The sequence below is a fragment of the Streptomyces sp. NPDC008238 genome (assembly GCF_042956445.1).
GTDB lineage: Bacteria > Actinomycetota > Actinomycetes > Streptomycetales > Streptomycetaceae > Actinacidiphila.
Map to the genome: position 1 here is coordinate 652612 of NZ_JBIBGK010000001.1, position 26766 is coordinate 679377.

General features: G+C 74.4%; 31 protein-coding genes. 17 read left to right on the top strand and 14 right to left on the bottom strand.

Translation table 11 applies throughout. The features are described from left to right. Window positions 1–24: 24 nt before the first annotated feature. The 5 genes from ACFZAU_RS02980 (at window position 25) to ACFZAU_RS03000 (ending at window position 5092) form a co-directional block, all read left to right on the top strand. Window positions 25–618 (top strand): hypothetical protein, encoded by a 594-nt coding sequence (locus ACFZAU_RS02980; protein WP_500550788.1) that lies wholly within the window; start codon window positions 25–27, stop codon window positions 616–618. Window positions 619–620: 2 nt separating this feature from the next. Next, the gene (locus ACFZAU_RS02985; RefSeq protein WP_500550789.1) at window positions 621–1316 is read left to right on the top strand and encodes a DUF5987 family protein; all 696 of its coding nucleotides are present in this window, start codon (window positions 621–623) and stop codon (window positions 1314–1316) included. Next, window positions 1313–2962 (top strand): FAD-dependent oxidoreductase, encoded by a 1650-nt coding sequence (locus tag ACFZAU_RS02990; protein WP_500550790.1) that lies wholly within the window; start codon window positions 1313–1315, stop codon window positions 2960–2962. The genes ACFZAU_RS02985 and ACFZAU_RS02990 overlap by 4 nt, the downstream gene beginning before the upstream one ends. Before the next feature lie 33 nt (window positions 2963–2995). Continuing rightward, entirely contained in the window at window positions 2996–3943 is a 948-nt protein-coding gene (locus tag ACFZAU_RS02995) for a MerR family transcriptional regulator (RefSeq protein WP_500550791.1), read from the top strand. Between the two features lie 171 nt (window positions 3944–4114). Next, entirely contained in the window at window positions 4115–5092 is a 978-nt protein-coding gene (locus tag ACFZAU_RS03000) for an ABC transporter permease (protein ID WP_500550792.1), read from the top strand. A gap of 195 nt (window positions 5093–5287) precedes the next feature. On the opposite strand, the gene ACFZAU_RS03005 is transcribed toward ACFZAU_RS03000, so the two are convergent. Continuing rightward, on the bottom strand, window positions 5288–6082 hold the full coding sequence (locus tag ACFZAU_RS03005; RefSeq protein WP_500550793.1) for an SDR family NAD(P)-dependent oxidoreductase: 795 nt from the start codon (window positions 6080–6082) through the stop codon (window positions 5288–5290). A 55-nt stretch (window positions 6083–6137) separates the two neighbouring features. Here ACFZAU_RS03005 and ACFZAU_RS03010 point away from each other — a divergent pair, with 55 nt between their 5' ends. Both ACFZAU_RS03010 and ACFZAU_RS03015 read left to right on the top strand, forming a co-directional pair. Then, window positions 6138–7544: an amidase gene (locus ACFZAU_RS03010; RefSeq protein WP_500550794.1), complete on the top strand. Its 1407-nt coding sequence runs from the start codon at window positions 6138–6140 to the stop codon at window positions 7542–7544. Between the two features lie 5 nt (window positions 7545–7549). Further along, window positions 7550–8119 (top strand): TetR/AcrR family transcriptional regulator, encoded by a 570-nt coding sequence (locus ACFZAU_RS03015; RefSeq protein ID WP_499605211.1) that lies wholly within the window; start codon window positions 7550–7552, stop codon window positions 8117–8119. A 252-nt stretch (window positions 8120–8371) separates the two neighbouring features. Here ACFZAU_RS03015 and ACFZAU_RS03020 read toward each other — a convergent pair whose 3' ends face one another. Next, window positions 8372–8932, bottom strand: a complete 561-nt coding sequence (locus tag ACFZAU_RS03020) for an ester cyclase (protein ID WP_499605210.1) — start codon at window positions 8930–8932, stop codon at window positions 8372–8374. A 131-nt stretch (window positions 8933–9063) separates the two neighbouring features. Here ACFZAU_RS03020 and ACFZAU_RS03025 point away from each other — a divergent pair, with 131 nt between their 5' ends. The 4 genes from ACFZAU_RS03025 (at window position 9064) to ACFZAU_RS03040 (ending at window position 11082) form a co-directional block, all read left to right on the top strand. Next, window positions 9064–9678 (top strand): TetR/AcrR family transcriptional regulator, encoded by a 615-nt coding sequence (locus ACFZAU_RS03025; RefSeq protein WP_500550795.1) that lies wholly within the window; start codon window positions 9064–9066, stop codon window positions 9676–9678. 148 nt (window positions 9679–9826) lie between these two features. Next, entirely contained in the window at window positions 9827–10096 is a 270-nt protein-coding gene (locus tag ACFZAU_RS03030) for a hypothetical protein (protein ID WP_499605207.1), read from the top strand. 215 nt (window positions 10097–10311) lie between these two features. After that, complete coding sequence (locus ACFZAU_RS03035; protein WP_500550796.1) at window positions 10312–10458, top strand: hypothetical protein; 147 nt, start codon at window positions 10312–10314, stop codon at window positions 10456–10458. A gap of 48 nt (window positions 10459–10506) precedes the next feature. Then, complete coding sequence (locus tag ACFZAU_RS03040) at window positions 10507–11082, top strand: chloramphenicol phosphotransferase CPT family protein (RefSeq protein WP_500550797.1); 576 nt, start codon at window positions 10507–10509, stop codon at window positions 11080–11082. Here ACFZAU_RS03040 and ACFZAU_RS03045 read toward each other — a convergent pair. Both ACFZAU_RS03045 and ACFZAU_RS03050 read right to left on the bottom strand, forming a co-directional pair. Further along, a complete protein-coding gene (locus tag ACFZAU_RS03045) occupies window positions 11072–11911 on the bottom strand; it encodes a helix-turn-helix transcriptional regulator (RefSeq protein WP_500550798.1) in 840 nt (279 codons plus the stop codon). The genes ACFZAU_RS03040 and ACFZAU_RS03045 overlap by 11 nt on opposite strands. Before the next feature lie 238 nt (window positions 11912–12149). Further along, on the bottom strand, window positions 12150–12542 hold the full coding sequence (locus ACFZAU_RS03050) for an SRPBCC family protein (protein WP_500550799.1): 393 nt from the start codon (window positions 12540–12542) through the stop codon (window positions 12150–12152). A gap of 196 nt (window positions 12543–12738) precedes the next feature. On the opposite strand from ACFZAU_RS03050, the gene ACFZAU_RS03055 reads away from it, so the two are divergent. Further along, window positions 12739–13719 carry a D-cysteine desulfhydrase family protein gene (locus ACFZAU_RS03055; RefSeq protein WP_500550800.1) on the top strand — a complete coding sequence of 327 codons (981 nt, stop codon included), beginning with the start codon at window positions 12739–12741 and terminating at the stop codon, window positions 13717–13719. 13 nt (window positions 13720–13732) lie between these two features. On the opposite strand, the gene ACFZAU_RS03060 is transcribed toward ACFZAU_RS03055, so the two are convergent. Together ACFZAU_RS03060 and ACFZAU_RS03065 are read right to left on the bottom strand one after the other, a co-directional pair. Next, window positions 13733–14494, bottom strand: coding sequence for an alpha/beta hydrolase (locus ACFZAU_RS03060; RefSeq protein WP_500550801.1), 762 nt, complete (start codon window positions 14492–14494; stop codon window positions 13733–13735). After that, complete coding sequence (locus ACFZAU_RS03065; protein WP_500550802.1) at window positions 14491–15678, bottom strand: MFS transporter; 1188 nt, start codon at window positions 15676–15678, stop codon at window positions 14491–14493. Before ACFZAU_RS03065 ends, ACFZAU_RS03060 begins: the two co-directional genes overlap by 4 nt. Before the next feature lie 72 nt (window positions 15679–15750). Between ACFZAU_RS03065 and ACFZAU_RS03070 the strand changes: the two genes are divergently transcribed. Then, entirely contained in the window at window positions 15751–16509 is a 759-nt protein-coding gene (locus tag ACFZAU_RS03070; protein WP_500550803.1) for a DeoR/GlpR family DNA-binding transcription regulator, read from the top strand. 4 nt (window positions 16510–16513) lie between these two features. Beyond that, window positions 16514–17113 carry an HAD family hydrolase gene (locus ACFZAU_RS03075; protein WP_500550804.1) on the top strand — a complete coding sequence of 200 codons (600 nt, stop codon included), beginning with the start codon at window positions 16514–16516 and terminating at the stop codon, window positions 17111–17113. A 33-nt stretch (window positions 17114–17146) separates the two neighbouring features. Here ACFZAU_RS03075 and ACFZAU_RS03080 read toward each other — a convergent pair whose 3' ends face one another. From ACFZAU_RS03080 to ACFZAU_RS03090, 3 genes are all read right to left on the bottom strand, one after another. Continuing rightward, window positions 17147–17584 carry a Fur family transcriptional regulator gene (locus ACFZAU_RS03080; protein ID WP_500550805.1) on the bottom strand — a complete coding sequence of 146 codons (438 nt, stop codon included), beginning with the start codon at window positions 17582–17584 and terminating at the stop codon, window positions 17147–17149. A 79-nt stretch (window positions 17585–17663) separates the two neighbouring features. Next, window positions 17664–17873 carry a DUF2180 family protein gene (locus ACFZAU_RS03085; protein ID WP_499605186.1) on the bottom strand — a complete coding sequence of 70 codons (210 nt, stop codon included), beginning with the start codon at window positions 17871–17873 and terminating at the stop codon, window positions 17664–17666. Between the two features lie 195 nt (window positions 17874–18068). Further along, window positions 18069–18695, bottom strand: a complete 627-nt coding sequence (locus ACFZAU_RS03090; protein WP_500550806.1) for a TetR/AcrR family transcriptional regulator — start codon at window positions 18693–18695, stop codon at window positions 18069–18071. A 170-nt stretch (window positions 18696–18865) separates the two neighbouring features. Between ACFZAU_RS03090 and ACFZAU_RS03095 the strand changes: the two genes are divergently transcribed. After that, a complete protein-coding gene (locus ACFZAU_RS03095; RefSeq protein WP_500550807.1) occupies window positions 18866–19888 on the top strand; it encodes an aldo/keto reductase in 1023 nt (340 codons plus the stop codon). A 74-nt stretch (window positions 19889–19962) separates the two neighbouring features. Here ACFZAU_RS03095 and ACFZAU_RS03100 read toward each other — a convergent pair whose 3' ends face one another. Next, window positions 19963–20451 carry a carboxymuconolactone decarboxylase family protein gene (locus tag ACFZAU_RS03100; protein WP_500550808.1) on the bottom strand — a complete coding sequence of 163 codons (489 nt, stop codon included), beginning with the start codon at window positions 20449–20451 and terminating at the stop codon, window positions 19963–19965. Window positions 20452–20576: 125 nt separating this feature from the next. On the opposite strand from ACFZAU_RS03100, the gene ACFZAU_RS03105 reads away from it, so the two are divergent. After that, on the top strand, window positions 20577–21503 hold the full coding sequence (locus ACFZAU_RS03105; protein WP_500550809.1) for a pirin family protein: 927 nt from the start codon (window positions 20577–20579) through the stop codon (window positions 21501–21503). 57 nt (window positions 21504–21560) lie between these two features. Here the strand turns inward: ACFZAU_RS03105 and ACFZAU_RS03110 are convergent, their stop codons facing one another. Continuing rightward, complete coding sequence (locus tag ACFZAU_RS03110) at window positions 21561–22412, bottom strand: formate/nitrite transporter family protein (RefSeq protein WP_500550810.1); 852 nt, start codon at window positions 22410–22412, stop codon at window positions 21561–21563. 521 nt (window positions 22413–22933) lie between these two features. Here ACFZAU_RS03110 and ACFZAU_RS03115 point away from each other — a divergent pair. Then, window positions 22934–23776, top strand: coding sequence for an IclR family transcriptional regulator domain-containing protein (locus ACFZAU_RS03115; protein WP_500550811.1), 843 nt, complete (start codon window positions 22934–22936; stop codon window positions 23774–23776). A 45-nt stretch (window positions 23777–23821) separates the two neighbouring features. Here ACFZAU_RS03115 and ACFZAU_RS03120 read toward each other — a convergent pair whose 3' ends face one another. Genes ACFZAU_RS03120 through ACFZAU_RS03130 form a run of 3 tightly spaced genes read right to left on the bottom strand, consistent with a single transcriptional unit; the run spans window position 23822 to window position 26710 of the window. Then, window positions 23822–24679: a dioxygenase family protein gene (locus ACFZAU_RS03120; protein WP_500550812.1), complete on the bottom strand. Its 858-nt coding sequence runs from the start codon at window positions 24677–24679 to the stop codon at window positions 23822–23824. Window positions 24680–24681: 2 nt separating this feature from the next. Further along, window positions 24682–25527, bottom strand: a complete 846-nt coding sequence (locus ACFZAU_RS03125) for a citryl-CoA lyase (RefSeq protein WP_500550813.1) — start codon at window positions 25525–25527, stop codon at window positions 24682–24684. After that, a complete protein-coding gene (locus ACFZAU_RS03130) occupies window positions 25520–26710 on the bottom strand; it encodes a CaiB/BaiF CoA transferase family protein (RefSeq protein WP_500550814.1) in 1191 nt (396 codons plus the stop codon). Before ACFZAU_RS03130 ends, ACFZAU_RS03125 begins: the two co-directional genes overlap by 8 nt. Window positions 26711–26766 lie beyond the last annotated feature (56 nt).

Below are 26766 nucleotides of genomic sequence, written 5' to 3' on the forward strand. Positions count from 1 at the left end.
CCCCACGACCGCCGGAGCCCGCCCATGTCCCGCTTCCGCCGTCCCTCACGCCTGCTCACGTCCGCCGTGGCCGTCCTGCTCGCCGCGACCGCGGCCACCGCCGCCGCCACGCCGGCCTCCGCGAACACCCCCGAGCCGTACACCGAGCCGCCGTTCTCCGCCGCCTGCGACTGGCACGCCTACGGGGAGGGCGAGACGCCCGACCCCTGGCTGTGGCTGTCCGACCCGGTGTGCGTGGAGTACTCCAAGCGCGACATCACCCTCGACAACGGCGGCGCCGTCCGCTTCCTGCTCGCCGAGCCGGCCCGCTTCGCCCTCGCACTGCCCGTGTGCCGCTACTACCAGCGCGACCACTGGAGCGTGCAGTCCACCACCGGCGCGGTCCCGTACGTCTCCTGGGACGGCCGCTACTGGTTCGACAAGCGGGGCCGCCGGGCGGCGATGCTCCTGACGAACCTCAAGGTCGGCGGGGTCACCGCGGGCATCGGTGACCTGGTGGCCGCGCTGCGCCCGTACCTGCCCGAACTCGCCGACGTCCTCGAGGCCTACGGCGACGAGGCGGGCGAGACCGGCCTGTCCGTCACGCTGCCCTTCAGCCTGCTCTGCGCGGGACGGTGACGATGCCCCCCACCCCGAGCCCCTCCGCCACCCCGGACGCCGCCACCCCCGGCATCGACCGGCGCGTCCTGCTGCGCGGCCTGGCCGCCGCCGTCGCCGCGCTGCCCACGCTGGGCACGGCCGCGGCACCGCCCGCCGCGGCCGCCACGCTCGGCTCCTGGCCGGTCTCCACCCTGGAGGCCTTCGCCGACACCCTCGTACCGGGGGAGCGGCGCTCGTCCTCCGACCGCGCCGTCGCCGGTGCCGCCCCCGGCCCGGGCGCCGTACAGGCCGGCGCGATCGCCCTCCTCACCTCGCCCGACCTCCCGCTGGGCCCGCTCCTGCCGGGTATCGCGGTACTGCTGGACGCCCGCGCCACCGCCTACGCGGTCAGCCGGCTCATCCTGCTCCCCATCGACCGCCCGCCCTTCGTCGGCCTCTCCTTCGACCACCGCACGAACCTGGTCGCCGGGCTCTTCCAGGCGGACGACCTCGACCGCCCCGTCTGGCAACTGCTGGCCTTCCTCGTCGGCCTGGCCTTCGACACCGCGGCCCACCGCCACACCGCGCAGGCCCTCGCCGAGGGTCACCCCGGCCTGGTCTGGACGGGCTTCCCGCCGCCCGGCGCCGACGGTCTGTGGCGCTTCCCGTCCCACTCCTACGGCACGGCCCTCGCCGAGCCGCACCCGGCCACCACCCCCTCCGGGAGCCCCGCATGAGCGCCCAGACCACCGATGTCCTCGTGATCGGCAGTGGTTTCGGCGGCGCGATCCCCGCCTACCACCTCGCCGCCGCGGGCGCCCGGGTCACCGTCCTCGAACGCGGACCGCGCCTGGCCACCGAGGACTTCACCCACGACCTCAACCTGGGCGCCTACCCCCGCATCGTCGACGTGATCAAGGGCGACGGCGTCTCGGTCGTCGCCGGCAACTGCGTGGGCGGCGGCAGCGTCGTCTACTTCGCCGCGTCACTGCGCGCGCCCTCCTTCGTCTTCGACCGGCGCGACGCGGCCGGACGGCGGCTGTGGCCCGCCTCCCTCGGCCGCACCGCCCTCGACCCCTGGTACGAGCAGGTCGAGCAGGCGCTGCCGGTGACGAAGCTCGACTGGCCCGACGTCTCCTACGCGGGCGGTGTGCTGGCCGCCGCCTGCGACCGCGCCGGACACACCTGCAACCCGGTGCCCGTCGCCGTCGACCGGGCCCGCTGCACCGACTGCAACTGGATGCTCTCGGGCTGCCGCTTCGGCGCCAAACGCTCCATGCTGCTCAACTACCTCCCCGCCGCCGAGGCCCACGGCGCGGAGATCCGTCCGCTGCACGAGGTCCAGCTGATCCGCCCCTCCACGGTCCCCGGCTACCGCTACGCCGTCGACCACACCACCGTCGACCCGGACGACTACACCTGCCCGACCGGCGTGGGCACCCTCCACACCAAGGTCCTGGTGCTGGCCGCGGGCGCCGTCGGCACCCCGGTCCTGCTGCAGCGCTCGGCACTCGCCCTGGGCGGAGTGCCGCCGGCCGTCGGCGGCTACTTCTCCGGCAACGGAGACCGGGTCAGCGTCGCGGAGATGGACGAGGGCAAGGTCCGCTCCCTGCTGGGGCTGTCGCGCAGCGCGTCCGTGGCGTACGAGGGCCTGCACATCGGGATGCCGATCACCGCGGCGTCGTTCGACCGCCTCGACGCGCGGGCGCCGCAGTTCACCCGCTTCACGCTCCAGCAGATCTACTTCCCGGCCGTCACCAACACCCTCGCCCAGACCGCCGGGCAGCGCTGGTCGGGCGTCGCCAAGAAGCAGATGCGGGCCCGCTGGCGCTCCTGGCTCACCGTGCTCGCCATGACCGAGGACGAGGCCGAGGGCAGCTTCGGCGTGCCGCCCCTCACCGGCAGTTTCACCCGGCTGGCCAACGGGCTGGGCCTGGGCAGCATGCGGTTCGCGCCGACGGCCGGCACCCGGCGCGGCTGGGCCGAGGCCGACGCTCACACCCGGGCGGTGCTGGAGCGGGACGGCCTGGCCACGGTCCGCCCGTGGAGCGAGGACGTCGCGGGCACGGTGACCGCCCACCCCCTGGCCTCCTGCCGGCTCGGCGACGACGCCGCGATCTCCGCGCTGACCGACCTCAACGAGCTGCGCGGCCACCCCGGCCTGTTCGTGACGGACGGTTCCGCCGTCCCCACCTCCCTCACCGTCAACCCCTCGCTGACCATCGCGGCGCTCGCCGAACGGGCCTGCCCCGCCATCGCCGCCCGCTGCGCCCAGTACGGCGTCGCCGTGCGCTACGCGCCGAGCGATCCGCTCACCGGCGCGGCCGGCCGGGGCGAGGTCGCCGAGGCGGCACGGGCCGTCGCCGGCCGCGCGGGGGCTTGAGTCTCCCTCAGGGGGAGACGGAAGAGTGGGCGCGTGAACGGCGACGCGCACCACTCGATCGGTGACCTGGCCCGGCGTACCGGGCTGACGGTCAAGACCATCCGCTTCTACTCGGACCGGGGGATCGTGACGCCGGCCGGCCGCAGTCCGGCCGGCTACCGACGCTACGACGGCGCGGCCCTGGCCCGGCTGGAACTGGTGCGGACCCTGCGCGACCTGGGACTCGACCTCGCCACGATCCGGCGGGTCGTGGACCGGGAGCTGTCCCTGCACGAGGCCGCGGCGGCCCACGCCGCGGCCCTGGAGGCACAGATCCGCACCCTGCGGCTGCGGCGCGCGGTGCTGACGGCCGTGGCCCGGCGCGGGTCCACCCCAAAGGAGACGGAACTCATGCACGAACTGGCCAGGCTGTCCGCGCAGGAACGCGGCCGGCTCGTCGACGACTTCCTCGACGCCGTGCTCGGCGCACCCGACGGCGACCGTGCGGACGCCCCCGCGATCGCGGGCCTGCGCCGCACCCTCACCCCGGTGCTGCCCGACGACCCCCACTCGGACCAGGTCCAGGCCTGGGTGGAGCTGGCCGAACTCTCCCGGGACCCGGGGTTCCGGGCCGTCATGCGCCGGGTGGTCGAGGAGCACGCGGCCGACCGCGCCCGTACCGGGACCGCACTGCCGCGCCGGGACGTCGTCGCCTCGGCCGGCGAACGGGCCGGCGTCGCCGTGGCCGCCGGCGTCGACCCCGCCTCCGACCGGGCGCGTCCGGTCGTGGCGGCCGTCGCCGCGGAGTACGCCGGCCTCCTCGGTGCCGCGGACGGCGCCGAGCTCCGGGGACGGCTGCTGGGCCGGCTGCGGACGGCGTCCGACCCGCGCCGGGAGCGGTACGCCCGGCTCCTCGCGGTGATCAACGGCTGGCCCCCGCCGGCGAGCCGAGGGCCCGCCCTCGACTGGGCCGTCCGGGCCCTCGAGGCCGCCCCGGCCTGACCGTACGCCCCGCGCCGGGCATGCCGGAGTCCCGGGGGCACGTTCCGTCAGGTCGCGGGGGTGCACCACCGGCAGTAGCTTGGGCGGCGGGTTCGCCCCCGCAGCAGGCCGTGCAGCGACGCGGCCCTGGGCGGGGCCCGGCCGTCCGGAGGGCGCGATGAGGGTATGCCGATGACTCACCCCTCCGGGTTGTCGCGTTTCCGGCCGGCCGTGATCATCGTCCTGCTCCTGGCGGTGGGCGCGGGGCTGTTCGCGGGCTCGTACAGCTTCGCCATGGCGCATCCGACACCGCACCACATCCCCATCGGCGTCGTGGACGACTCCCCGCAACTGCAGAGGTTCGTGGCGGGGATGGACGCGGACCTGAGCACCGAGCTGGTGCAGCGGCGCTTCGCCACGCGCGCGGACGCCGTCGACGCCGTCGACCGTCAGCACGTGTTCGCCGTGGCGCAGACGAAGCCCGGGGGCGGCTCGGTCTCGTTCGACCTGGTGCCGGCCGCGGGGGCCTCGGTGGCCCGTGTTCTGGCGGCGGCCGCCCCGACCGCTGCCCAGCAGGCCGGGGTGGGGCTCAGCCTGGGCGACCTCAGGCCGCTGCAGCCCGGCGACCCGCAGGGGCTCGCGATCTTCTACATCACCTTGGCCGCGGTCATCGTGGGCTTCCTCGGCGCGGTGCAGCTGACCGTGCACGCGACGGAGCTGAGACCGCTGGAGCGCTTCCTGACGGTCGTCGTGTACTCCGTGCTCGGCAGCCTCTCGATCGTCGCGGCGGTGGACTGGGGCCTGCACGTGCTCCGGCTGCCCTTCCCGGAGTCCTGGGGGATCCTCACCCTCACGATGGTGACCTCGGGACTGGTGTTCACGGCGTTCTACATGCTGTTCGGCAAGTGGGCCATCCTGCCGACGTGGCTGCTCATGGTGCTGCTGGGCAACCCGTCCTCGGGCGGCGCGGTCTCCTGGCTGCTCCTGCCCCAGCCGCTGGGCGCCGTCGGCCGCTGGCTGCCGCCCGGCGCGTCGGTGAACGCGCAGCACAACGCGATCTACTTCGAGGGCAACCAGTACGCCTTTCCGTACCTGGTGCTCATCGGGTGGGCGGTGGTGGCCGCCGCGGTCGCGTGGACCTGGCGCCGCCGCCGCTACCCGGACATGTGAAGCGCCCGGCCTCACCGCGACCGCGGGACTTCGTGGGCTCTCGAGCTGTGGCCGCTGCCCGGGGTGCCGGTGAACGTGCGGCGCGGGGCTGATGTGTTACGCGGACGACCAGGATGCGCCGTCGATTCGCGTGGCACGTCGCAGGGCGCCGCACGGACGCGGGGCCCGGTCGCGGGCCGTCCCCAGGCCGGCCGCTCAGCGGCGGTGCCGCTGGGCCGTCACGATGTCCCGCGTGGCGCGGTCCGCCGATCCGCTGAGCCGCTGGACGCGGGCGGCGAACACCGGGAACTGCCCGGCGACGGCGGTGAGCAGGCGCAGCTCGGGCGGGGCCACGTTCACCTCGCCGAGGTTGCGCTCGACGGCCCGCACGACCCCTGACGTGACCTGGCGCGGCGTCACCGTACGGGCCCCCGCGGGCGCCCTGGCGCCGGTGTCGGCGAACATGCCCGCGTCCCTGACGAATCCGGGCTGCACCAGCGACACCCCGACGCCGGTGCCGTGCAGGTCCTCGCGGAAGCCGTGGGCGAAGCCGCGCAGCCCGAACTTGGTCGCGTTGTACAGGGAGGTGGAGCGCGAGGCGGCCTTGCCCGAGAGGGAGCCGATGAGGACGATGTGGCCCCGCCCGGCCGCGACCATGGGCGGCGCCAGCAGCCGTGCGAGCAGGACCGGCGCGCGCAGGTTCACCATCAGGGCGCGGTCGAGCTCGTCGGGGGAGTAGTCCAGCAGGTCGCCGCTGCTCGGCAGGGCGGCGTTCGCCACGAGGACGTCGACGCCGGCGCACTCGGCGGCCAGCCGCTCCACGTCCGCCCGGTCCGCCAGGTCGGCGGGGACGGCCCGGGCGTCCAGGCCCTTCGCCAGGGGTTCGAGGACGTCGGCGCGGCGCCCGCTGAGGGTCAACCGGGCTCCCCTGGCGGCGAGTTCGCGAGCCATGTCCTGGCCGAGCCCACCCGTGGCACCGGTGAGCAGAACGGTTGCACCGGCGATGCGCATCCGTCTAACCTCCCGTCTCGTTCGTTCGAACGAACAATAGGGAGAGGGGGCGGCCGTGTCCACTGCCCGTACCGAGGGCCTGGCGGCGCAGGCACGTGCGCTGCGCGAGGGCGATGTCACCGCGGCGGAACTGGTGCGCACGGCGCTCGAACGCGTCGCCGCCACCCAGCCGACCGTCAACGCCTTCCGCCGCGTCCGCGCCGAGGCGGCCCTCGCGGAGGCCGAGGAGGCCGACCGGCGGCTGGAGCGCGGCGAGCGGCTGCCGTTGCTGGGCGTCCCCGTCGCGATCAAGGACGACACGGACCTGGCGGGCGAGCCCACCGCGTTCGGCTGCGCCGGGGACTTCGCGGCCAAGCCGGAGGACGGCGAGGCGGTACGGCGCCTGCGCGCGGCCGGCGCGATCGTCGTCGGCAAGACCAACACCTGCGAGCTGGGGCAGTGGCCGTTCACCGAGGGCCCCGCGTTCGGGGCCACCCGCAACCCGTGGGACCTCGGGCACACGCCCGGCGGATCCTCCGGCGGGGCCGCGGCGGCGGTGGCCGCCGGGGTGGTGGCCGCGGCGCTCGGCTCGGACGGGGCGGGCTCGGTCCGCATCCCCGCGGCGTGGACCCGTCTGGTGGGCATCAAGCCGCAGCGCGGCCGGGTCTCCACGTGGCCGGACGCCGAGTCCTTCCACGGCCTGACCGTCAACGGCCCGCTCGCCCGCACCGTGGGCGACGCGGCGCTGCTGCTGGACGCCGCCGCCGGACAGCACCCGGGCGACCTCCACCGGCCGCCGGGCATAGCGGCGGTCGAGGCGGCCGGACGGGAACCGGGCCGGCTGCGGATCGCGGTGTCCTGGCGGCCCCCGTTCGTCGCCGCCCGCGCCCCGCTCCACCCGGCCGTGCGCCGCGCGGTCGGCGACCTGGCCGACGCGCTCGCCCGGCTCGGCCACGACGTGGAGGAGGCCGAGCCGCGCTACGGCCTGATCGGGTTCGGCTTCCTGCCCCGCGCGTTCGCCGGCATCAGCCAGTGGAGCGACCGCGTACCGGACCGCACGCTCCTCGATCCCCGCACGCTTGCCGCCTCCCGGAACGGGCGCCTGCTCGCCGGGGCCGCCCTGCGCCGGGCCCGCCGTGCGGAGGGCGGCCAGCACCGCCGGATCGGGGAGGTCTTCTCCCGCTTCGACGTGCTCCTCACGCCGGCCACCGCCACCCCGCCCCCGGCCGTCGGCGCCATGGCGGAGCTGTCCGGCCGGCGGACCGACCGGGCGGTGATCGCGGCCTGCCCGTACGCCTGGCCCTGGAACGTGCTCGGCTGGCCCGGCATCAGCGTCCCCGCGGGCTTCTGCGAGGGCCTGCCGGTGGGCGCCCAGCTCCTCGGGCCCGCCCACAGCGAGCCCCTGCTGATCTCGCTCGCGGCGCAACTGGAGGGCGATCAGCGCTGGTACGAGCAGCGGGCCCCGGCCGCGGTGACAGAATGACGGACATGCCCAACCCCGCCGGCACCCGCCAGAACATCATCAGCGCCGTCCTGCGGATCATCGGCCAGGACGGTGTCGCCGCGGTCACCAACCGGCGCATCGCCCAGGAGGCCGGGGTGTCCCTCGGCTCGGTCACCTACCACTTCGCCACGCAGCACGACCTGTTGCGGGAGAGCCTGCTGCACTTCGTGGAGGAGGAGACCGGCCGCTTCACCGAACTGGCCGCCCGGGGACGGCAGGAGGGCCTGGACGTCAAGGGCGCCGCGGCGCTGGTCGGGCAGGTCGCCGAGGGGACGGGCTTCGACAGCACGCACCTCGCGCCCTTCGAGCTGTACGTCCAGGCCGGCCGCGACCCCGCGCTGCGGGAGGCCGCGGCCGAGTGCTTCGCCGCCTACGACCGCCTCGCCGCGTCCGTCCTGACCGGTCTCGGCGTGCCGGACGCCGAGGAGGCCGCCTCGACGGTGGTGGCTCTGGTCTTCGGCATGCAGATGCGCCGCCTGGCCACCGGCAGTTCCGCCGAGAGCCTGGTCGACGCGCTGCTCCTGCTCGCACGGGGTGCCTCGGGCCCCCGCTGAGCCGGGTCCGCTGAGGCGGCCCCGCCGTGCGCCGCGGGGCGTCCGGCAGCAGACGACGGGCCCGGGGTCGCGGTGGGTTCACCGGGGTCGTGCCGCCCGGCACGGCGTGCCGGATCGCCGGCAGGGCCCAGGCAGCGCCCCGCCCCGGTCCCGCACTCCAGCACACCGCGGGCGGCCTCGCGCAGCACGCACCGGCGCCGGTCCCGCCATCCGTACCGGCGGGCGCAGGCTCGCCGGTACGCACCGGTGGCGTCAGCCGCGCGCCTGCCCGGCCGCCTCGGCGGCCAGCTTCGTGACCTCCTCGGCGGCCCGCTTGGCGCGTCCGGAGACCTTCCAGGCGACCATGCGCATGGCGACGGCCGGCGACGGGGGGAAGACGCCGAGCTGGCCCAGCATCGTCACGTCGTCGCGCAGCGCCTCGTGCCGGACGACCTTGCCGTCGCGGAGGTCGAGCAGGTGCACCTGCTCGAAGTCGACCTCGCGCCCCGTGGGCGGGATCGCCTGGTCGAGGACGCCGTCGCGGAAGCGCACGAAGGGGCCGGTGTGCCGTCCCTGCATGCGCAGCCGGATCCAGACCTGGTCGTCGTTGCGGGCGATGCCCAGCACCGGGAAGCGCAGGTCGGCGAAGGCCGAGCGGAGCCACGCGCCGGAGGCGAGCGTGCCCGCCGGGCCGGGTATCGAGCAGGCCGCGGGCGAGACGGCCGCCTCGCGGTTGTGGTTGTCGGGTCCCACGACCTCGGCGGCCAGTGCCGCGTCGCCCGTCTCCAGGATCCGGAAGAGCCCCTCGGCCAGGTCCTTGGCGTCCATCGCCATCGTTCCCATCTTTCGCCCGCCCGCCCCGCGGGCCGGTCTCGGCGGACGTGCGGGCCGCGCGTCCGATATTGAGGTTATAGAGGACCGATTGGATAGGTCAAAGCGGAATGGATGTCCCGTAGGATGCCGCCATGTCCACCAAGCGCGCTTACGTCTCCCCGCTCCGAGAACAGGCCGCGGCGCGCACGCGTGCGCTGATCCTCGAACAGGCCGAGCTGCTCTTCGCCGAGCGCGGCTACGGCCGGGTGACCGTCGCCGACATCGCGACGGCGGCCGGGGTCGCGTCGAAGACCGTCTTCGCCAGCGTCGGCAGCAAGTCGGACATCCTGGACCGGATCGTCGACAAGGCCGTCGTCCGCTCCGGATACGAGGAGGCCGTCGCACGCATCCTGGCCCTGAGGACGCCCGAGGACGTCCTCAAGGCGCTCGCCGGCGGTACCCGGGCGGGCAACGAGAGCCAGTTCAAGGCGCACGAGGCGATTCGCAAGGCACTGCCCGTGCACGAGAACGGCGAGGCGCTGTGGGAAAGGGCGACTGCCGACTACCGGGCGGCGCTGCGCGCGGTGGCGCGGCATTTCCTGGAAGTCGGCGCCGCCGCGCCGCAGTACTCGCCCGAGGAGACCGCCGACCTGCTCTGGCTCTGGTTCGGCCCGACCGGCTGGCGGACGCTGGTGGTGGAGAACGGCTGGTCGTGGGACCGGGCCGAGGAAGTCCTGTACCGCACCGCCGCGTCCGCCCTCGGCTGACCCCGCCACTTCCCGGTCGCCGCGGAATTCGGCGGGAGGGGCGTGATGAGACGTCATAAAACCGGCCGGGGTGTCACTCGTTAAGGCGATCCGTGGATTGACGGACGTTCACCGGGGAATGCGTTCTTCCGAAAGGGAGTGATTCTTCATGGATTTGAAGATTCGCAGGCTCGTTTTCGGTGCGGGAATGCTGGGCGTGGTGCTGGGCGCCGTGGTCGGGGCGCTCTCGGCGGGCACGCTCTACAGCGTCTTCGTCGGTGCGTTGCTGTGCGCCACGGCCGGTGTCGTCGCGGTCCTCTACTGGGGTGAGCACGGAGGTGCCCGGCGCCGCCGTGTCCGGTGGGCGCAGCGACCCGAGCAGATCCCGCACCCGCGGCGCTTCGGGCGGCTCGACGGCCCCGACGCCTTCCGCTACTGACCCGACGGGGCGTGGCGCCCGGGACTGGTGCGTGCGAGCGCCGGGTTCCCGGGCGCCCCCATACAACGCCCGAAGCGGGGAAGGCGGGCATTCGACGCCGAAGTGGAGGTGCCCATGTCCCCCGTGTCCGACCGTGTCCACGACCGCCGCCATCCGTACGGCGGCCCCCACGTCCCGTGCCGGCGAACGCCCCTTCCGCACACGGAGGATCTGCGATGATCGCCGCGTTGGTGCTCGGGCTGCCGGTGTTCCTGCTCGGGCTGATGCTCGTCCTGTCCGCGGTGGAGGACCGGATCATCGCTCCTCCCCCCACCACCCAGCCGCCGGCGGCCCCCAACGCGCCCGGCACGCAGACGCCGTAGGGCGACCGCCCGCCACTGCCGCGGCGGTCCGGCGGCGGAGGAGGCACGTTGCCCGGAGCCGACGCGACCGACGCCGGTTCCGGCGGCCTCATCGTCTTCCTCAACGGCACGTCCAGTTCGGGGAAGTCGAGCATCGCCGGCGAACTGCTGCTCACCCTGGACGGGACCTGGTTCCACTTGCCCGTGGACGCCTTCCACGCCATGCGGTCCCGTCGCGAGGTGACCGCGCAGGAGCTGCCGGGCGTGCTGCGGCGCACGTGGCGGGGCTTCCACCGGGCGGTCGCGAGCATGGCCGCCGGCGGCAACAACGTCGTGGTCGACCACGTGCTCAGCGAGCCGTGGCGGTTGCGGGACTGCCTGGGCCTGTTCCCGGCTGGGGACGTCGTCCTGGTCGGGGTGCACTGCTCGCTCGCGGAACTGCGGCGGCGGGAGCGGGAGCGCGGCGACCGTCCCGAGGGTCTGGCGGCCCGCCAGTTCGGGCTCGTCCACGCCCACGGCCACTACGACGTCGAGTGCGACACGACCGCTGCCCCGGCGGCGGAATGCGCCCGCCGCATCCGTGACTTCCTGCCCCGCAGGCCCTTCCCGACCGCGTTCGAGCGGCTGGCGGCCGTCAGCCGGTGAGGGCCTGGGTACCGAGGACGGTGAGCAGCGCCAGGCGGTCGGCGTCCTCGGTGCCGGGCTCGGCGGTGTACACCATGATGCGCAGGTCGCTGCCCGTCACGGTGAGCACGTCGCAGTCGAGGGTCAACGGGCCCACGCGCGGGTGGTCGACGGTCTTGCGGGCCGCCTCGTGCCGGCCGACCGCGCCGGCGTCCCACAACCCGGCGAAGCGGTCGCTGTGCGCGCGCAGGTCGGCGACGAGCCGGCGCACCCGCTCGTCGGCCGGGTAGCGGTCGGCGGCCGTGCGGAGGTCGGCGACGAGCGCCGACTCGAAGGCGGGCAGGTGCTCCGGGGTGCGCCGGACCCGCCCGGGCTCGCCGACGAAGTGGTTCCAGACCCCGTTGCGCTCGTTGCCGCGCCGGCCGGACGGATCGCCCATCAGCGCCGCGTACGGCGGGTTGGCCATCAGCAGCGTCCAGGAGGCGTCGTAGACGGCGACCGGGGTCCCGCTCAGCCGGTCGAGCAGCCGCTGCACGCTGGGGGTGATGTACGCGGGGACGGCGTCCGGCCCCGGGGGCGCCAGGCCGGCCAGCTGGAACAGGTGCCCGCGCTCGTCGGGGGACAGCCGCAGGGCCCTGGCCAGGGCCTCCACGACCTGGGCGGACGGATGGGAGGCCCGGCCCTGTTCGAGCCGGGTGACGTAGTCGACGGAGATTCCCGCGAGCTGGGCCAGTTCCTCCCGGCGCAGTCCCGGGGCACGCCGGTGGCCGCCGACCGGCAGCCCCGCGGCCTCGGGCGCCACCCGTTCCCGCCACCGTCGCACCGCCCTGCCGAACTCCGTCGCCGCCATGCCCCCAGTGTGCTGCGCCGGAGACGAGGGTGCCTGGTACCAGGAGGGCCAGGAGGGCCGCCGGTGCCGGATGCGGCGGCACACATTTGACTCAGTCCAAACTGGGTTCTACGTTGGGTCGAAGCGGAGGCAGGGCTTCCGGGCCCGCAGGGACGTGCGCGCACCCGGGCGCCGGCCCCTCGCTACGGCGGGGCGGCCCGCGCCGACAGTTGGCCCCGGCGCGGGCCGCCCCGCCGACTCACTCGGTGGCCAGGCGCGACAGACGGTGCAGGCTGTCGTCCAGCGCCCGGTCGACGACGTCCTCCGGGGGCGCGATGCCCTCGTCCGCGAACGACAGGTGGATGGTCACCTCACTGCTGCGTTCGTCGGTGCGGTCCACCTGCAGCCACCCCGCGTAGCGGTCGTCCTCGCTGGTGCCCCACTCCAGCCGTTTGTGCGCGCGGTCGGCCCGGAAGAGCGCGGCGGCGTCGCGGCCGGTGTCGTCGTCGTGGACGGTGACGGCGGGCGGTTCCGCGGCGCGTACGTGCAGTTCGCCGGGCAGCCAGGACTCGATGCGGCCGAGGTCCTCCGCCCGGTCGAAGACCCGGTCCGCGGGGGCCGTCATGTTCATGGAGCGCTCGAACTCACTCACGGCGATCCTCCTCAGGGGGAGACGTCGAGTGGGGAGACTTCGAGTGTCCCTCCGGCCCGTGGCCGCAGCCACCGCGCGCCGTCCGTCCTCCCGGAGCGGCGGGCCGGACGGCGGCGCCCACCACCCAGCGCCCACAATGGAGTCCACCGGTGCCCGAGCGCCGGTCACCACCGCACAGAACCTTGGAGCGCAGCCGATGCCCGGCAAGATCACGCTGTCCGCCTGGCCCACCCCCGTCGAGCCCGCGCCGAGGCTGGCCGCCGCCCTCGGCCTGGACGCGGACGACCTGTGGATCAAGCGCGACGACCTCATGGGCCTCGGCGGTGGCGGCAACAAGGTCCGCAAGCTCGAGTGGACCGTCGGCGAGGCGCTCGACGCGGGCGCGGACTCCCTGGTGACGGTCGGTGCGGCGCAGAGCAACCACGCCCGCCTCACGGCCGCGGCCGGCGCCCGTCTCGGCCTCGACGTCGTGCTCGTCTTCCCCGGCGAGGAACCCGCGACCGGGTCCGGCACCGGCAACCTCGTCCTCGACGGGCTCTTCGGCGCCAGGGTCGTCTGGGCCGGGGAGGCCGAGCCGGCCGGCCTCGCGGACGCGGCCGAGGAGGTCTGCGGGCACCTGCGCCGTGAGGGCGCGCTGCCCCACCTCATCCCCTTCGGCGGTTCCAGCGCCACCGGCGCCCGCGGCTACGTGGAGGGCGGCGAGGAGCTCCGCGCCCAACTGCCCGACGTCGACCACGTGGTGGTGGCCCTCGGCTCCGGCGGCACCATGGCCGGTCTGGTGGCCGCGCTGGGGGAGGAGAGGGTGCTCGGCGTCCACTGCGGCGCCGTGACCGGACCCGCCGCGATCGTCGCGGACCTCGCCGGTGCGGTCGCCCGGCGCGCCGTCGACCCGGAGGCGCTGCGCATCCGCACCGACCAGGTCGGCGCGGGCTACGCGACGCTCCACGCACCGGTCCTGGACGCGATGCGGACGGCGGCGGCCACCGAGGGCGTCGTCCTGGACCCCACCTACACCGGGCGCGCCATGGCGGGCCTGGCCGCCGCCGTGCGCGACGGGGGCATCCGCCGCGGACAGCGCACGGTCTTCCTGCACACCGGGGGCCTGCCCGGGCTGTTCGGGCACGCCGAGGCCGTCCGTCGCTCGGTGGGCGCGCTGCGCCGGTACGAACGGAGCTGACGGGACCGGGAGTTCACGCCCCGTCGTGCAGGACGGCGTCGACGAACCGGCCGCGCGGCCCGGGGTTGCCGGTGAACCACAGGGCGAGCCGGTGATCGGCGTCCGGGTAGGTGAGCCGGGTGAAGCGCGCGCGGGAGCCCCCGAGCGCGGCCGCGACGGCCTCGGTGACGGCCGGCGGGATCACCTCGTCGGCGGCCGGTGTCGCCAGCACCGCGCGGCCGGACAGGGAGCGGAAGACGTCGAGGGCGGACGAGGTGCGCCAGCTCTCCGGCGTACGGATGATCTCGGTGAAGCCCGCCCCGAACGGCACGCTCCACGCCTCGGCCGCGTACACGGCCGGTGCGCACAGGCCCACGGACGCCACCCGGGCGCCGTAGTGCCGCACCAGGTCGGCGACGGTCTGCCCGCTCATGCTGAAGCCGATGACGGCCAGCCGGTGCCGGGGCGGGACGTGCCCGTCGACGACCGCCCGGGCCTGGAGGAAGCGCTGTCGCAGGCTGGACCGCGCGAGCAGGCCGGTGCTGTCGCCGTGTCCGGAGAAGTCGAGGGACAGCGCCTGGTGACCCCGGTCGGCGACGTCGCCGAGCAGTCCCGCCAGCCGCTGGCGGTCGCTGGTGCCGGCGCCGTGCAGGACGACGGCCGTCAGCGGTTCCCGGGGGCCCGCGTGCGCCGTGCCCGGGCGGACGGAGGAGCAACTCAGGGACTCGCCGTCGCAGTTCACGGTGAAGGACCCGGTCACCACGGAGTCCGAGGCGGTGCGGTCGGTGCCGGTCATGCGGTCGGGACCTCCTGCCGTGCCGGGGCGGTGCGCGCGGACGGGCGCAGGATGCCGGCCGCCGCGGCCGCGACGGCACAGCATGCCACGGGCAGCAGGAAGGTGACGTTGAGCGGCATGAGATGGGTCAGCGGCCCGATGACCGCGGGGCCCGCGAGCATGCCCAGGTAGCCGAGCCCCGCGACCCGGGAGACGTTGGCGCCCGCGGCCGCCGGATCGGCGTGGCCCGCAGCGCTGAACAACTGGGGCACGCAGCCGGACAGTCCGGCGCCGAAGACGGCCCAGCCGGCCACCGCCAGGGGCACCCAGGGCGACAGGGCCGCCGCCAGCAGCCCGGCCGCGGCCACCATGGCGCCGACCCGCAGGACGGCCGGCGGGCCGACGCGTGCCGCCAGGCGGTCCACGACGAAGCGGCCGGCCGTCATGGCGGTGGAGAAGGCCCCGTAGGCGAGCGCCGCGGTGGCGGCCGGCGCGTCCAGCACCGTGCTCAGGTGCAGCGTGCTCCAGTCGTTCGCGACGCCCTCGCACATCATGATCATCAGCGCGAGCACGGCGAGCGCCCAGATGCGCCGCGGCGTGCCCCGGCGTTCGGGCCGGCCGGTGTCCGCCGCCTCCGGGACACGGGCGGCGGGCCGCAGCAGGGCGGGTGCCGCCGCGACCGCGACGACGACGCCCAGCGCGCCCACGACGCCATACGTTCCGGCCGGGCTCCAGCCCAGGCTCAGCGTCCGCGCGCCCACCAGCGCGGCCAGGACGCCGCCGATGGAGAAGGTGGCGTGGAAGGCGGACATGACGGGACGTCCGTAGGCGTGCTCGACCTGGACGGCGTGGGCGTTCATGCTCACGTCCAGACTGCCGTTGCCGATGCCCAGCAGCAGCAGACCCGCCCCCAGGGTCCAGGCGTCTCCCGCGAGACCCGGCAGGACGAGGGTGGCGCTGCACAGCGCCGCGCTGACCGGCACGACCGTACGGGCGCCGAGGCGGTCGGTGAGCGGGCCGACGATCTGCATGCCCGCGAAGGCCCCCGCGCCGAGCAGCAGCAGGAGCCAGCCGAGCGTGGCGTGGCCGATCCCGGTGCGGTGCTCGATCTCGGGGATGTGCACGATCCACATCCCCAGCAGGAAGCCGTTGAGCACGAAGTAGGCGAAGGTGGCCATCCGCGCGGCCCGAGGTGTTCTGTTCACGCAACGAACATAGCGAACAGATTTTGGTTTCGAAACCTTGCCTTTCGAACGCTGAAGCTGTTCAATGCGGTCATGGCTGGTACCGACCGACTCAGGCAGATCACCGAGGCCGTGCAGGAGGCGGGGCGCCTCGGCGTCGCCGAACTGGCCGCCCTCACCGGCGCCTCGGAGATGACCGTCCGCCGTGACCTGGAGGTCCTGGCCGCCCAGGGCGTCCTGGAGCGCTACCGCGGCGGTGCGCGCAGCCTGTTGCTGCGCGGCGAGGAGCCGCCGTTCGGGCTCAGGGCCCAGGAGGGGCAGGAGACCAAGCGGCGCATCGCCGCCGAGGTCGCCGGGCTGATCGCCGACGGCGAGGCCGTCGTCCTGGACAGCGGTACGACCTGCCTGGAGGTGGCCCGGGCGCTCGAACCGCGCCGGCTGACGGTGATGCCGCTGTCCCTGCACTCCGTCAACGCCCTGACCGGCGCCCCGCACCTGACGCTGCTCGTCCCCGGCGGGCGGCCACGCCCTGGCGAACTGGCCCTCACCGGCCCCCTGACCGAGGCCTCACTGGCCGCGCTGCGCTTCGACACCGCGGTGATCGGCTGCTGCGGGCTCAACGCCGCCAACGGCCTCACGGCCTACGACCTGGACGACGCCGCCGTGAAGCGCGCCGCGATCGCCTCGGCCCGCCGTGTCATCGCCGTGACGGAGGGCGACAAGCTCTCCCGCACCGCCCTCGCCTTCGTCGCCCCCGCCGGCGCGCTGCACGCCGTCGTCACGGACGACTCGGCACCGCGGGACGCGGTCGGCGCGCTGTCCGCGGCGGGCGTCACGGTGCGGCAGGTGTGACCGCGTGGCCGGCGCCGTGCTCTTCGACCTCTTCGGTGTCATCGCGTGCCCGCAGTCCGCGGAGGGCAGGGAACGGCTGGTCCGTACGGCGGGGGTGCCCGCGACCGGCTTCTGGGACGCCTACTGGGGACTCCGCTCTCCCTACGACCGCGGGAAGTTGACCGGGCCCGCCTACTGGGACGGTGTGGCGGCGGCCCTGGGCACCCGCTTCGACGCCCGGCGCACCGCGGCGCTCGTCGCCGCCGACGTCGACAGCTGGAGCGCGGTCGACCCCTCGATGGTCGCCCTCGTCGGGGAACTCGCCGCCCAGGGGCGTCGCATCGGGCTGCTCTCCAACATCCCCGAGGAACTCGCCGTCCACTACGAGACGCGCCACACCTGGCTGCGGCACTTCCGGGTGCGCGCCCTGTCCTGCCGCACCGGCCGCGCCAAACCCGACCCGGACGCCTACCACGGGTGCCGGGACGCCCTGGGCGGCGACCCCGCGCGCATCCTCTTCGTGGACGACCGCCGGGAGAACGTCCGCGCGGCGGAGGCGGCCGGCATGCGCGGCCACCTCTTCACCACCCCGGCCCGGCTCAGGGAGCGCCTGACAGAGATGTGACGTCGCGTCAGGCAGCCGTGCCGGCCGAGTCGTTCACGCCTGCGCGGTCGAGTTCCGGCAGTCGGCGCACAGGCCCCACCAGGTGATCTCGGCCTCGTCGACGGTGAAGCCCTTGTCGTCCACGGGCTCCAGGCAGGGGGCCGCGCCGACCGTGCAGTCGACGTCCTCGACGCGGCCGCAGCCGCGGCACACCAGGTGGTGGTGGTTGTCGCCGACGCGCAGTTCGTAGCGGGCGGCGGAGCCGGCGGGCTCGATGCACCGGACGAGCTGTGCCCGGGTCAGGTCGTCGAGCACGTTGTAGAGGCCCTGCTTGGACAGTCCACCCGCGCCCGGGGAGCCGACGTTGATCCGCGCCTCGAGTTCGGAGGCGGTGGAGTGGGGATGGCCCCGGAGGGCGCCGAGGATGGCGCGCCGCTGTGCCGTGCTGCGCAGCCCCTTGCTCTTGAGCAGGTCGCCCACTGACTGCTCCATGGCGGCGTCACGCTCCTTCGGCGGCCTGCGCAAGAGATTTGACGAAGTCAATTCTAGTCGGGGTTCCGTACGGGCGCGCTCAGTCGGCGGTCTCGGCCGTGTGGCAGGTGGCGCAGACGACCCGGCGCGCGGGCAGCCGGCTGGTCGCCCGGCCGAGGCCCCTGGGCTGGTGGACGGGGAGGCGGACGACGCGGGAGTGGTCCGCGCAGGTGACCAGGCCGCAGCGGGTGCAGACGCCGATGCCCTCGCTGTCGTGGCGCGCCTCCTGGACGCAGTCGTAGCACTTCACGGGAGTTCGCTCCGGGTGGGTGGGGGAGGGGCGCGGCTCTCGTCGCCCCGCCCCTCGAACGTAAGGCCGAGAATTGACTGAGTCAAATCTCGGCCTTACGTATCTCCGGCGCGCCTTCCGGCGTACGGACGGGCATGCGGACCGGTGTACGGACCGGTATGCGATCCGCCGCGCGTTCCGCCCCGCGGGCAGGGTTCAGGCCGGCGGGCGGCGGAAGGTGCCGTACCACTCCGACTCGGCGAGGTCCCGGGCGACCGCCTCGTCCCGGGCCGGGTCGCCCATCGCCACCTGGCGCGCGATGACCTGCTCACCGCCCCAGGCCAGTACCTGTGCGGCGGCCTCCGCGTCGACCCCCCGGTGGAGGCGGCCGGCCTCCTGCTCCTCCTCGATCAGTGTCGCGATGTGCCGGGTGAACCGGCCGAGCTCGCGCACCATCGCCTCGCGCATCTCGGCGTCGTAGCTCGCCACCTCCGCGATGGCGGCGAGCAGCGGGCCGCGCTCGCGGTAGTACGCCAGCTGCTCCGCGTAGATCGACGCCAGGCCGTCGGGGCCGCCGTCCGGTCCGGTCGGCCGCCAGTCGCCGCCGATCCGGAAGAGCCCTTCCTTCATGTGCGCGGTGAGCCGGATCAGCAGGTCGGTCTTGTCGCGGAAGCACAGGTAGAAGGTCGACCGCGCCACGCCCGCCTCCGCGGCGATGCGCTGGACGCCGAGCTCGGTGAAGGTGGCGCCCGCCTGGAGGAGCCGCTCGGTGGCGGCGAGTACCGCCGCCTCCGATTCCGCGCGTCGTCCGGTCTGCCGGGTCGGGCGGGTGATCGATGCCATGCGTGCTGCTCCCTGGTCGGCCGGACGTGCGTGGTCTCCGCCGCAGGTCACGCTAGTGCCTCGGACATGGTGTCCGACATTGTGTCGTGCATACTGTCCGATGTGCCCCCGACGGTGCACCGCTGTCCGGACCGTGCGGCAGTGACACGCAAAGGCAAGGCGACGACGACATGCGCTACACGCGACTTGGCAACACCGGCCTCCTGGTGTCCCGGCTCGGCCTGGGCACCATGTCCTTCGGCGGGGGCGACCACGAGTTCTGGAAGAGGCTCGGCGGCCTCGGGGACACCGAGTCCGGCAAGATGCTCGACGCCGCGCTCGACGCCGGCGTGAACCTGATCGACACCGCGAACATCTACTCCGACGGGGAGTCGGAGGAGGTGCTCGGGCGGATCCTCGGCGGCCGGCGCGACGACGTCGTCCTCGCCACGAAGGTCTTCGCGAGGATGGGCGCCGGCCCCAACGACATGGGCCTGTCCCGCGTCCACGTCATGCGCGAGCTGGAGGCCAGCCTGCGGCGGCTGGGCACCGACCGGATCGACCTCTACCAGATCCACAGCTTCGACCAGCTGACGCCGCTGGAGGAGACCCTCCGCACGCTCGACGACGCGGTGCGGCAGGGCAAGGTGCGCTACATCGGCGCCTCGAACCTCGCGGCCTGGCAGCTGATGAAGGCGCTGGGCGTCTCGGCCGTGCACGACCTCGAGCGCTTCGTCTCCCTGCAGGCCTACTACTCCCTCGTCGGCCGGGACATCGAGCGCGAGGTCCTTCCCGCCGTCCGTGACCAGGACCTCGGGCTGCTGGTCTACAGCCCCCTCGCGGGCGGCTTCCTGAGCGGCAAGTTCCGCCGCGGCACCGAGCGCGACCTGTCGACGCGCTGGGGCAAGGCCTCGAACCCGCCGGTCGACGAGACGCGCGGCCACGACGTCGTCGACCGCCTCGACGAGATCGCCGGACGGCACGGCGCGACGGTCGCCCAGGTGGCCCTCGCCTGGGTGATGCAGCAGCCCGGGGTCAGCAGCGTGCTGGTCGGCGCGAGCCGCATGGACCAGCTGCAGGCCAACCTCGCCGCGGCCGAGCTGACGCTCACCGAGGACGACCTCGCGGCCCTCGACGAGGTCAGCCGGCTCGCCCCGGAGTACGTCGAGCGCGTGCAGTCCGGCCCGGGCGCGGTGCGCAAGGCGAACGGCTGATCGCCCGTGCACGCGCGGGGCGCGGCCCCGCCGTCATGTACGGCTGGGCCGCGCCCCGCGCGTACGGGACGGCCTCACTGCCTCGGGCCGGGGCGGACCGGGTGCTTGCTCAGGATGGAGACCCGGTTGAAGGAGTTGATGGTGATCGCCACCCAGATGAGGGCGGAGAGCTCGTCGTCGCCGAACACCTCGCGCGCGGCCTGGTAGGCCTGCTCCTGGGCGCCGGCGTCGGTGGGGTCCGTCGTCACCTCGGCCACCGCGAGCGCGGCGCGCTCGCGCGCGTTGAACAGCTCGGTGTCGCGCCACGCCGGCAGCACGTTCAGCCGCTGCGGGGTCTCGCCCGCGGTGAGGGCGGCCCTGGTGTGCCGGTCGAGGCAGAAGGCGCAGCCGTTCAGCTGCGACACGCGTATGTTCACCAGCTCCACCAGGTCGCGTTCGAGGCCGGCCTCGGCGGCCACGGCCCGTACGGTCTCGGCGGCCGCCACCATCGCCTTGTAGGCGCGCGGGCTCTGCTTGTCGATGAAGATCCGCCTGCTCGGCCGTACCGCCGTGGTGTCGCTCACCAGCACTCCTTCGCCGGGCCGTCTCCGGCCGTCGCGGGATGCGCCGTCGTCCGTCGCGGGCATCGCCGTATCATCAGGACCATGATTGTTGAAGTTCGAAGCAGTCGTCGTGTGAGAAGCGCGACATGAGCGAGTCCCGGGCAGCCACCGGCGTGGAGATCCTGTCCGCCCGCGACGTCCCGCTCGGCGGACCCCGTGCGATGACCGTGCGGCGCACCCTGCCGCAGCGGGACCGCTCGCTGATCGGCGCCTGGTGCTTCGCCGACCACTATGGTCCGGACGACGTCTCCGACACCGGGGGCATGGATGTCGCGCCGCACCCGCACACCGGGCTCCAGACCGTGAGCTGGCTCTTCAGCGGCGAGATCGAACACCGCGACAGCCTCGGGACGCACGCGTTGGTGCGGCCCGGCGAGCTCAACCTCATGACCGGCGGGCACGGCATCAGCCACTCGGAGGTCTCCACCGAGCGCACCACCGTGCTGCACGGCGTCCAGCTCTGGGTGGTGCTTCCCGAGCGTCACCGCGACACCGCCCCCGCCTTCCAGCACCACGTCCCGGAGCCCGTGGCGCTCGAAGGGGGCGTGGCACGGGTGTTCCTCGGGTCCCTGGCGGGTGACACCTCGCCGGTGCCGACCTTCACCCCGCTGCTCGGCGCCGAACTCGTCCTCGACCCCGGCGCGACCGTCGTGCTCGCGGTCGACCCGGCCCACGAGCACGGGCTGCTCGTCGACAGCGGCGACGTCGAGCTGGCCGGCACTCGGCTGAGCCCGGCCGAACTCGGCTACCTGGCCCCCGGCCGCGACACCCTGACCCTGACCAACCACTCCGACGCCCCCGCCCAGGCGGTGCTGCTCGGCGGGCCGCCCCTGGGCGAGCGGATCATCATGTGGTGGAACTTCATCGGCCGCACCCAGCAGGACATCGAACAGGCCCGTGCCGACTGGATGACGGGCACCCGGTTCGGTGAGGTCAAAGGCTACGACGGCGACGCGCTGCCCGCCCCCGAACTGCCGCGCGTGCCCCTGAAGCCGCGGGGGAACGCGCACTGACCGGCGCGGTCCGGCGGTGGTCCTCCGGGTACACCGCCGGCCCGCCGTCCGCGTCGCTCAGACCGGGACCGACTCCGGGGTCTCGACGCCGGCGGGCCCGCCGGCGGGCCTCCCCGGCCTGCCGCGGCCCAGGAACGCGTACGCGGCGCCGACCAGCAGGCCGCCGCCGACGAGGTTGCCGAGGCCCACGAACAGCAGGTTGCGCGCGAAGCCCGCGGCCGTCGCGTCCGGCACGTGCTCGAACATCCCCAGCGAGTAGTACGTCATGTTCGCCACCACGTGCTCGAAGCCGGAGCCGACGAACGCCAGCAGGGCCCAGAAGATCAGCGTGATCTTGGCGCCGTCCGACCTGGTCCGCGCGGCCATCCAGACGCCCAGGCAGACCAGGAAGTTGCAGAGCACACCGCGGAAGAACAGCGCCGAGCCGGACTCCGCGGCCTTCGTCTCGAGGAGGGAGGTGAGCAGCGTGAGGGCCGGCGCGGCGTGCCCGGGAGCGGCACCGGCGCCGATGACCCCGCTGCCGTGCACCACCAGGGCGAAGAGCACGGACCCGATGAGGTTGCCCACGAACGAACCCACGATCAGGGCGGCCGCGTTGGCACCGCTGATGCTGCGGACGAGGACGCCCTGGACGCTGGTCATCATGTTGCCGGTGGCGAGTTCGGCGCCGGCGAAGACCACCAGGACGAGCCCCACGGCGAACAGCAGGCCCTGGACGAGCTTCGTGAACGGCGACCCCGCGGCCGCCAGCGGTCCGGTGACCGTGAGCAGCAGCACCGCCGCGATCCCGATGAACGCGCCGGCCAGCAGGGAGCTGACCAGGTAGCGACCCGGACTGAGGAGGCCGGCGGCCTTGTCGGCGGCGGCCTGCCCCTGCTCGTCGAGGGCCTGGGACACGGGGATCGGCATGGTGTCACCTCTTCACTGATGTACCGGAATGTCCGTCATGCGTTTCCCGATGCTAAATCCGTGCGGGCGCCGCGGAGGAAAAGGAGTTGCACGTCACAAGAGGGAAGGGGGGTTCTCTCATCGGCGGGCAATCAGCTGCGCAAGTCCGGGTCAACGAGAATTCAGCCGTCGGTAAAGTGGCTCTGTGTGACCGGTTGACGTGCAGGTGGGGGGCGGTGCGGGGATGCCCGCGGAGGGGATCACCGAAATGCCCGCGGATGCCGCGGGGCCTGATGGGTGGCAGATGAAACTACTTCCCGGTCGGCCCTGGCGCGGGAAAGGGCTGCCGGGCCGGTGTGCCTGACCGTTCGCGGGAGGGCGCCCGACGCGGACGATCGTCCGTACAATGGCCGCCGAGAGGATGTCCGTGCGGCCGGGACCGCTGAAGGGGAACGGACGCAGGCGCGACGCCGGCTGCGGACGGTCCGCCCTGCGGTCACCGGTGGACGGGGCATCACGGACGTGGACCCGGGAGGCATCGGATGGCAGGGCGCGGAAGCGGTCCCGACTTCGTGGAGGCGCTGGCCCGCGGCCTGGACGTGCTCGGCTGCTTCGGCGCCGGGCACCGCCGGCAGACGCTCAGCGAGATCGCCGCCGCCACGGGGCTGGCACGCCCCACCGCGCGCCGTCTGCTGCTGACGCTGGAGGAACTCGGCTACGTCCGCACCGACCAGGGCGCGTTCACCCTCACCCCGCGCGTGCTGCGCCTCGGGATGTCCTACGTGGGCTCGCTCGGCCTGTGGGACGTGGCCCGCCCCCACATGGAGGCGCTGGTCACGCGGACCGGCGAGTCGTCCTCGATGGCGCAGCTGGACGGCTCGGACATCGTCTACGTGGCCAGGGTCTCCGTACCGAAGATCATCGCGCTGCGGGTGGACATCGGCACCCGGTTCCCCGCCCCGCAGACCTCGCAGGGCAAGGTGCTGCTGGCCGCCCTGGGCCCGGAGGAGCTGGAGGCCGTCCTGGCCGAGCCCAGCCGCTCCGGGCTGCCGGACCTGCCGCGGCGGGCGCCCGGCGAGTTCGCGGCGGAGCTGCGCACGGTCCGGGCCCGCGGCTGGGCGCTGGCCGACGAGGAACTCGCGCCCGGCGTACGGTCGGTCGCCGTGCCGGTGCGGGACGGGGACGGTGTCGTCCGCGCCGCGATGAACGTCACCGTGCACGCCGCCGAGACCGGCGTCGACGTGCTCACCGGCACCTACCTCCCCCTGCTGCTGCGCGCGGCCGGGGAGGTGTCGGCGGACTGGGCGCTGTGGCAGAGCCGCCCCCACAGCGAGGTCCGGCGGCCCGCCGCGACGCCGGCCCCCGGCGGCACCGCCGCGGGCTGAGGCGTACGCCGGACGGCCGCCGGCCCCGGCGCGCCGCCCGGCCTCTCAGCGGGGCTGCAGGACGACGTCGAACTCGGCGTGCAGATGCGGCACGTCGAGCGACGTGCCGTCGGGAGCCGTGCCCGCGGGACGCTCGGTGAACCGCACCACGAGCGCCTCCTTCGTCCCGAAGACGACGTCGCTGTCCAGGTAGTCGCTGCCCTCCTGGAACAGTTGGGTGATCAGCCTCTCGTAACCCGGCTCGTCGACGAGGAAGTGCACGTGCGCGGGCCGGAAGTGGCTGATGTCGGTGGTGCCGACCAGGTCGCCGACCGGTCCGTCCATGGGGATGGCGTACCCGCGCGGGGCGATGGTGCGCACGCAGTAGGTGCCGTCCTCCCGCGCCCGGTACTTCGCGCGCAGCCGGGCCTCGTCGACCTCGGGGAGCTGCGCCTCGTAGGCGCCGTCCGCGTCCGCCTGCCACACGTCGAGGACGGCGCCGGGGACGGGCTTGCCCTCCAGGTCGGTGACCTTGCCGGTGATGAACAGCGGCGTTCCGGGGACGCCGTCGGACATGTCGAAGCCGTACGGGGCGGCGGGCGACCCGTCGATGTGGAACGGGCCGAGCACGGTGGCCGGGGTCGCCCGCGGCGCGAACCTGTTGTTCAGCTGCACCACGAGGGTGCTCAGCCCGAACACGTCGGAGGCGAGGATCAGTTCCTGGCGCTTGTCGTCGCTGATCCGGCCCGCCGCGGTCAGCCACCGGATCGCGGCCATCCACTCGTCCTCGCCGAGTTCCACCTCGCGGGCGAACGCGTGGAGGTGGCGGACCAGCGCGGACAGCAGCTCCGCCTGGCGCGCGTCGTGCGCGGTCGCCCAGCGCTGGGCCGCCAGTTCGGTGAGGTTCTCCTCGTTGACGAACATGGTCACTCCTTGGTGTTCCCTGCGGATTCGGTGCCGGGCCGGGGCGGGACCGGCCGGGGCGGGACGGGCCGGTTGTTCAGGTCGACGGAGAGGAAGATGTCGTTCGCCACCGGGTCGCGCATCTCCTCGGCGAGCTGGCCGATGAGCCCGGCGGTGCGGGCGAGCAGGGCGAAGCCGCGCAGCAGCGGCAACGGCAGCCCGAGGTCGGCGAGTGCGGCACCGCACACGCCGGCGCCGTTGAGCGGCAGGGTCCGGCCGAGGACCTCGGGGTGGACCCGGCCGATGGCCGCGAACAGCGACAGGTGCGGGCCGAACAGGCCCTCCTCGGCGGCGATGCCCATCAGCCGTGGGGTGCGCGGGTCCCCGTCCTTGTGCACGTGGTGGCCGAGGCCCGGGACGAAGCCGCCGGCCGCCCGCCGCTCGCGGACCAGACGGAGCGCCAGCTCGTCCCAGCCGGCGTCGTCGCGGGGCGGTTCGCCGTGCGCGGCGAGGGCCCCGTGCAGGAACGTCCCGGTGTCCTCGGTGACGCCCAGGAAGCGGGAGCCGCCGCCGAGCAGCCCCGCGGCCAGTGCGCCCTGGACGGAGTCCGGCGCGGACAGGTAGGTGAGCCGGGTGACGATGGCCGTCGGTGTGAAGCCGTGGTCGGCGAGGGCCGCGAGGACGGCCTCGAAGACCCGGGTCTCGCCGCGGCTCGGGCGGCGCTGCGCCGCCAGCCAGAAAGCGAGTTCGCCGAAGCCGACCGTGCCCATGATGTCCCGGGCGAGGTCCTGGCCGAGCAGGGTGATGCTCTCGCGGTCCGAGGCGCCCAGCGCGGTGGGGTAGCCGCCGGGGGAGGCCGGGTCAGTCACGGGTGTCCTCCGGGTCCCGGGCCAGCCAGGCGCGCAGTTCGGCGCCGTGCTCGTCGAGCTCCGGCGGCGGCAGCCGGTACACCGCGGGAGTGGCGGAGAAGGTGACGGGGTGGCGGGTCGTGGGCACCGCGCGCTCGCCCTCGCCGACGGTGACGACCGGGTCGAGCCCGAACCGCTCTGCCAGGGCGAAGCCGCCGTCGATGGTGTTGATCGGCCCGCTCGGCACGCCGGCCTCGACCAGCAGCCCGAACCACTCGTCGGCGCCCCGCTTGACCAGCTGCTCCACGAGCAGCGGCCGCAGTTCCCCGCGGTTCGCGGTGCGGTCGGCGTTGCGCGCGAACCGCGGGTCGTCGGGGACCTCCGGGATGCCGAGGACCTCGCACAACCTGCGGAACTGGCCGTCGTTGGCGGCGGCCACGATCAGGTCGTTGTCGGCGGTGGGGAGGGGCTCGTAGGGGAACACACTCGGGTGCGCGTTGCCCATCCGGTACGGGACCTCGTCCCCGGCCACGTAGGCCGAGCTGTGGTTGACCAGTCCGGTGAGCGCCGACGACAGCAGGTTGACCTCGACGTGCTGGCCCTCGCCCGTGGCGTCGCGGTGCCGCAGCGCGGCGAGGATGCCGATGGCGGCGTGGTTGCCCGCCATGACGTCGAAGACGGAGATCCCGGCCCGGTAGGGCGGGCCGTCGGGCTCGCCGGTGAGGCTCATCAGGCCCGAGACGGCCTGCACCATCAGGTCGTAGCCGGGTACGTCACGCCCCGCGCCCGTGCCGAAGCCGCTGATGGAGGCGTATACGACCGCCGGGTTCCCGGTCCGCACCGACGCGTAGTCCAGCCCGTACCTGACCAGGCCGCCGGGCCGGAAGTTCTCGATGACGACGTCCGCCCGGCGAGCGAGCTCGCGTGCCGCCGCCAGGTCCGCCTCGTCGTGCAGGTCGAGCGCGACGGAGCGCTTCCCGCGGTTGATCCCGAGGTAGTAGGTGGACACCTCGCCGCGCACCGGGGGCGTCCAGCTGCGGGTGTCGTCCCCGCGCGGGCCCTCGACCTTGACGACGTCCGCGCCGAGGTCCGCCAGCAGCATCGTGGCGTAGGGCCCGGCGAGGATCCGGGAGAAGTCGGCCACCAGCAGCCCGGACAGCGGGCCCGCCGGGCCCGGTCGCGCAGGCGCGGTGCTCTCTGACATCCGGTGTCACCTTTCGTCTGACCGCAGGACGGACAGCCGTCCGTGCGCATGATTCT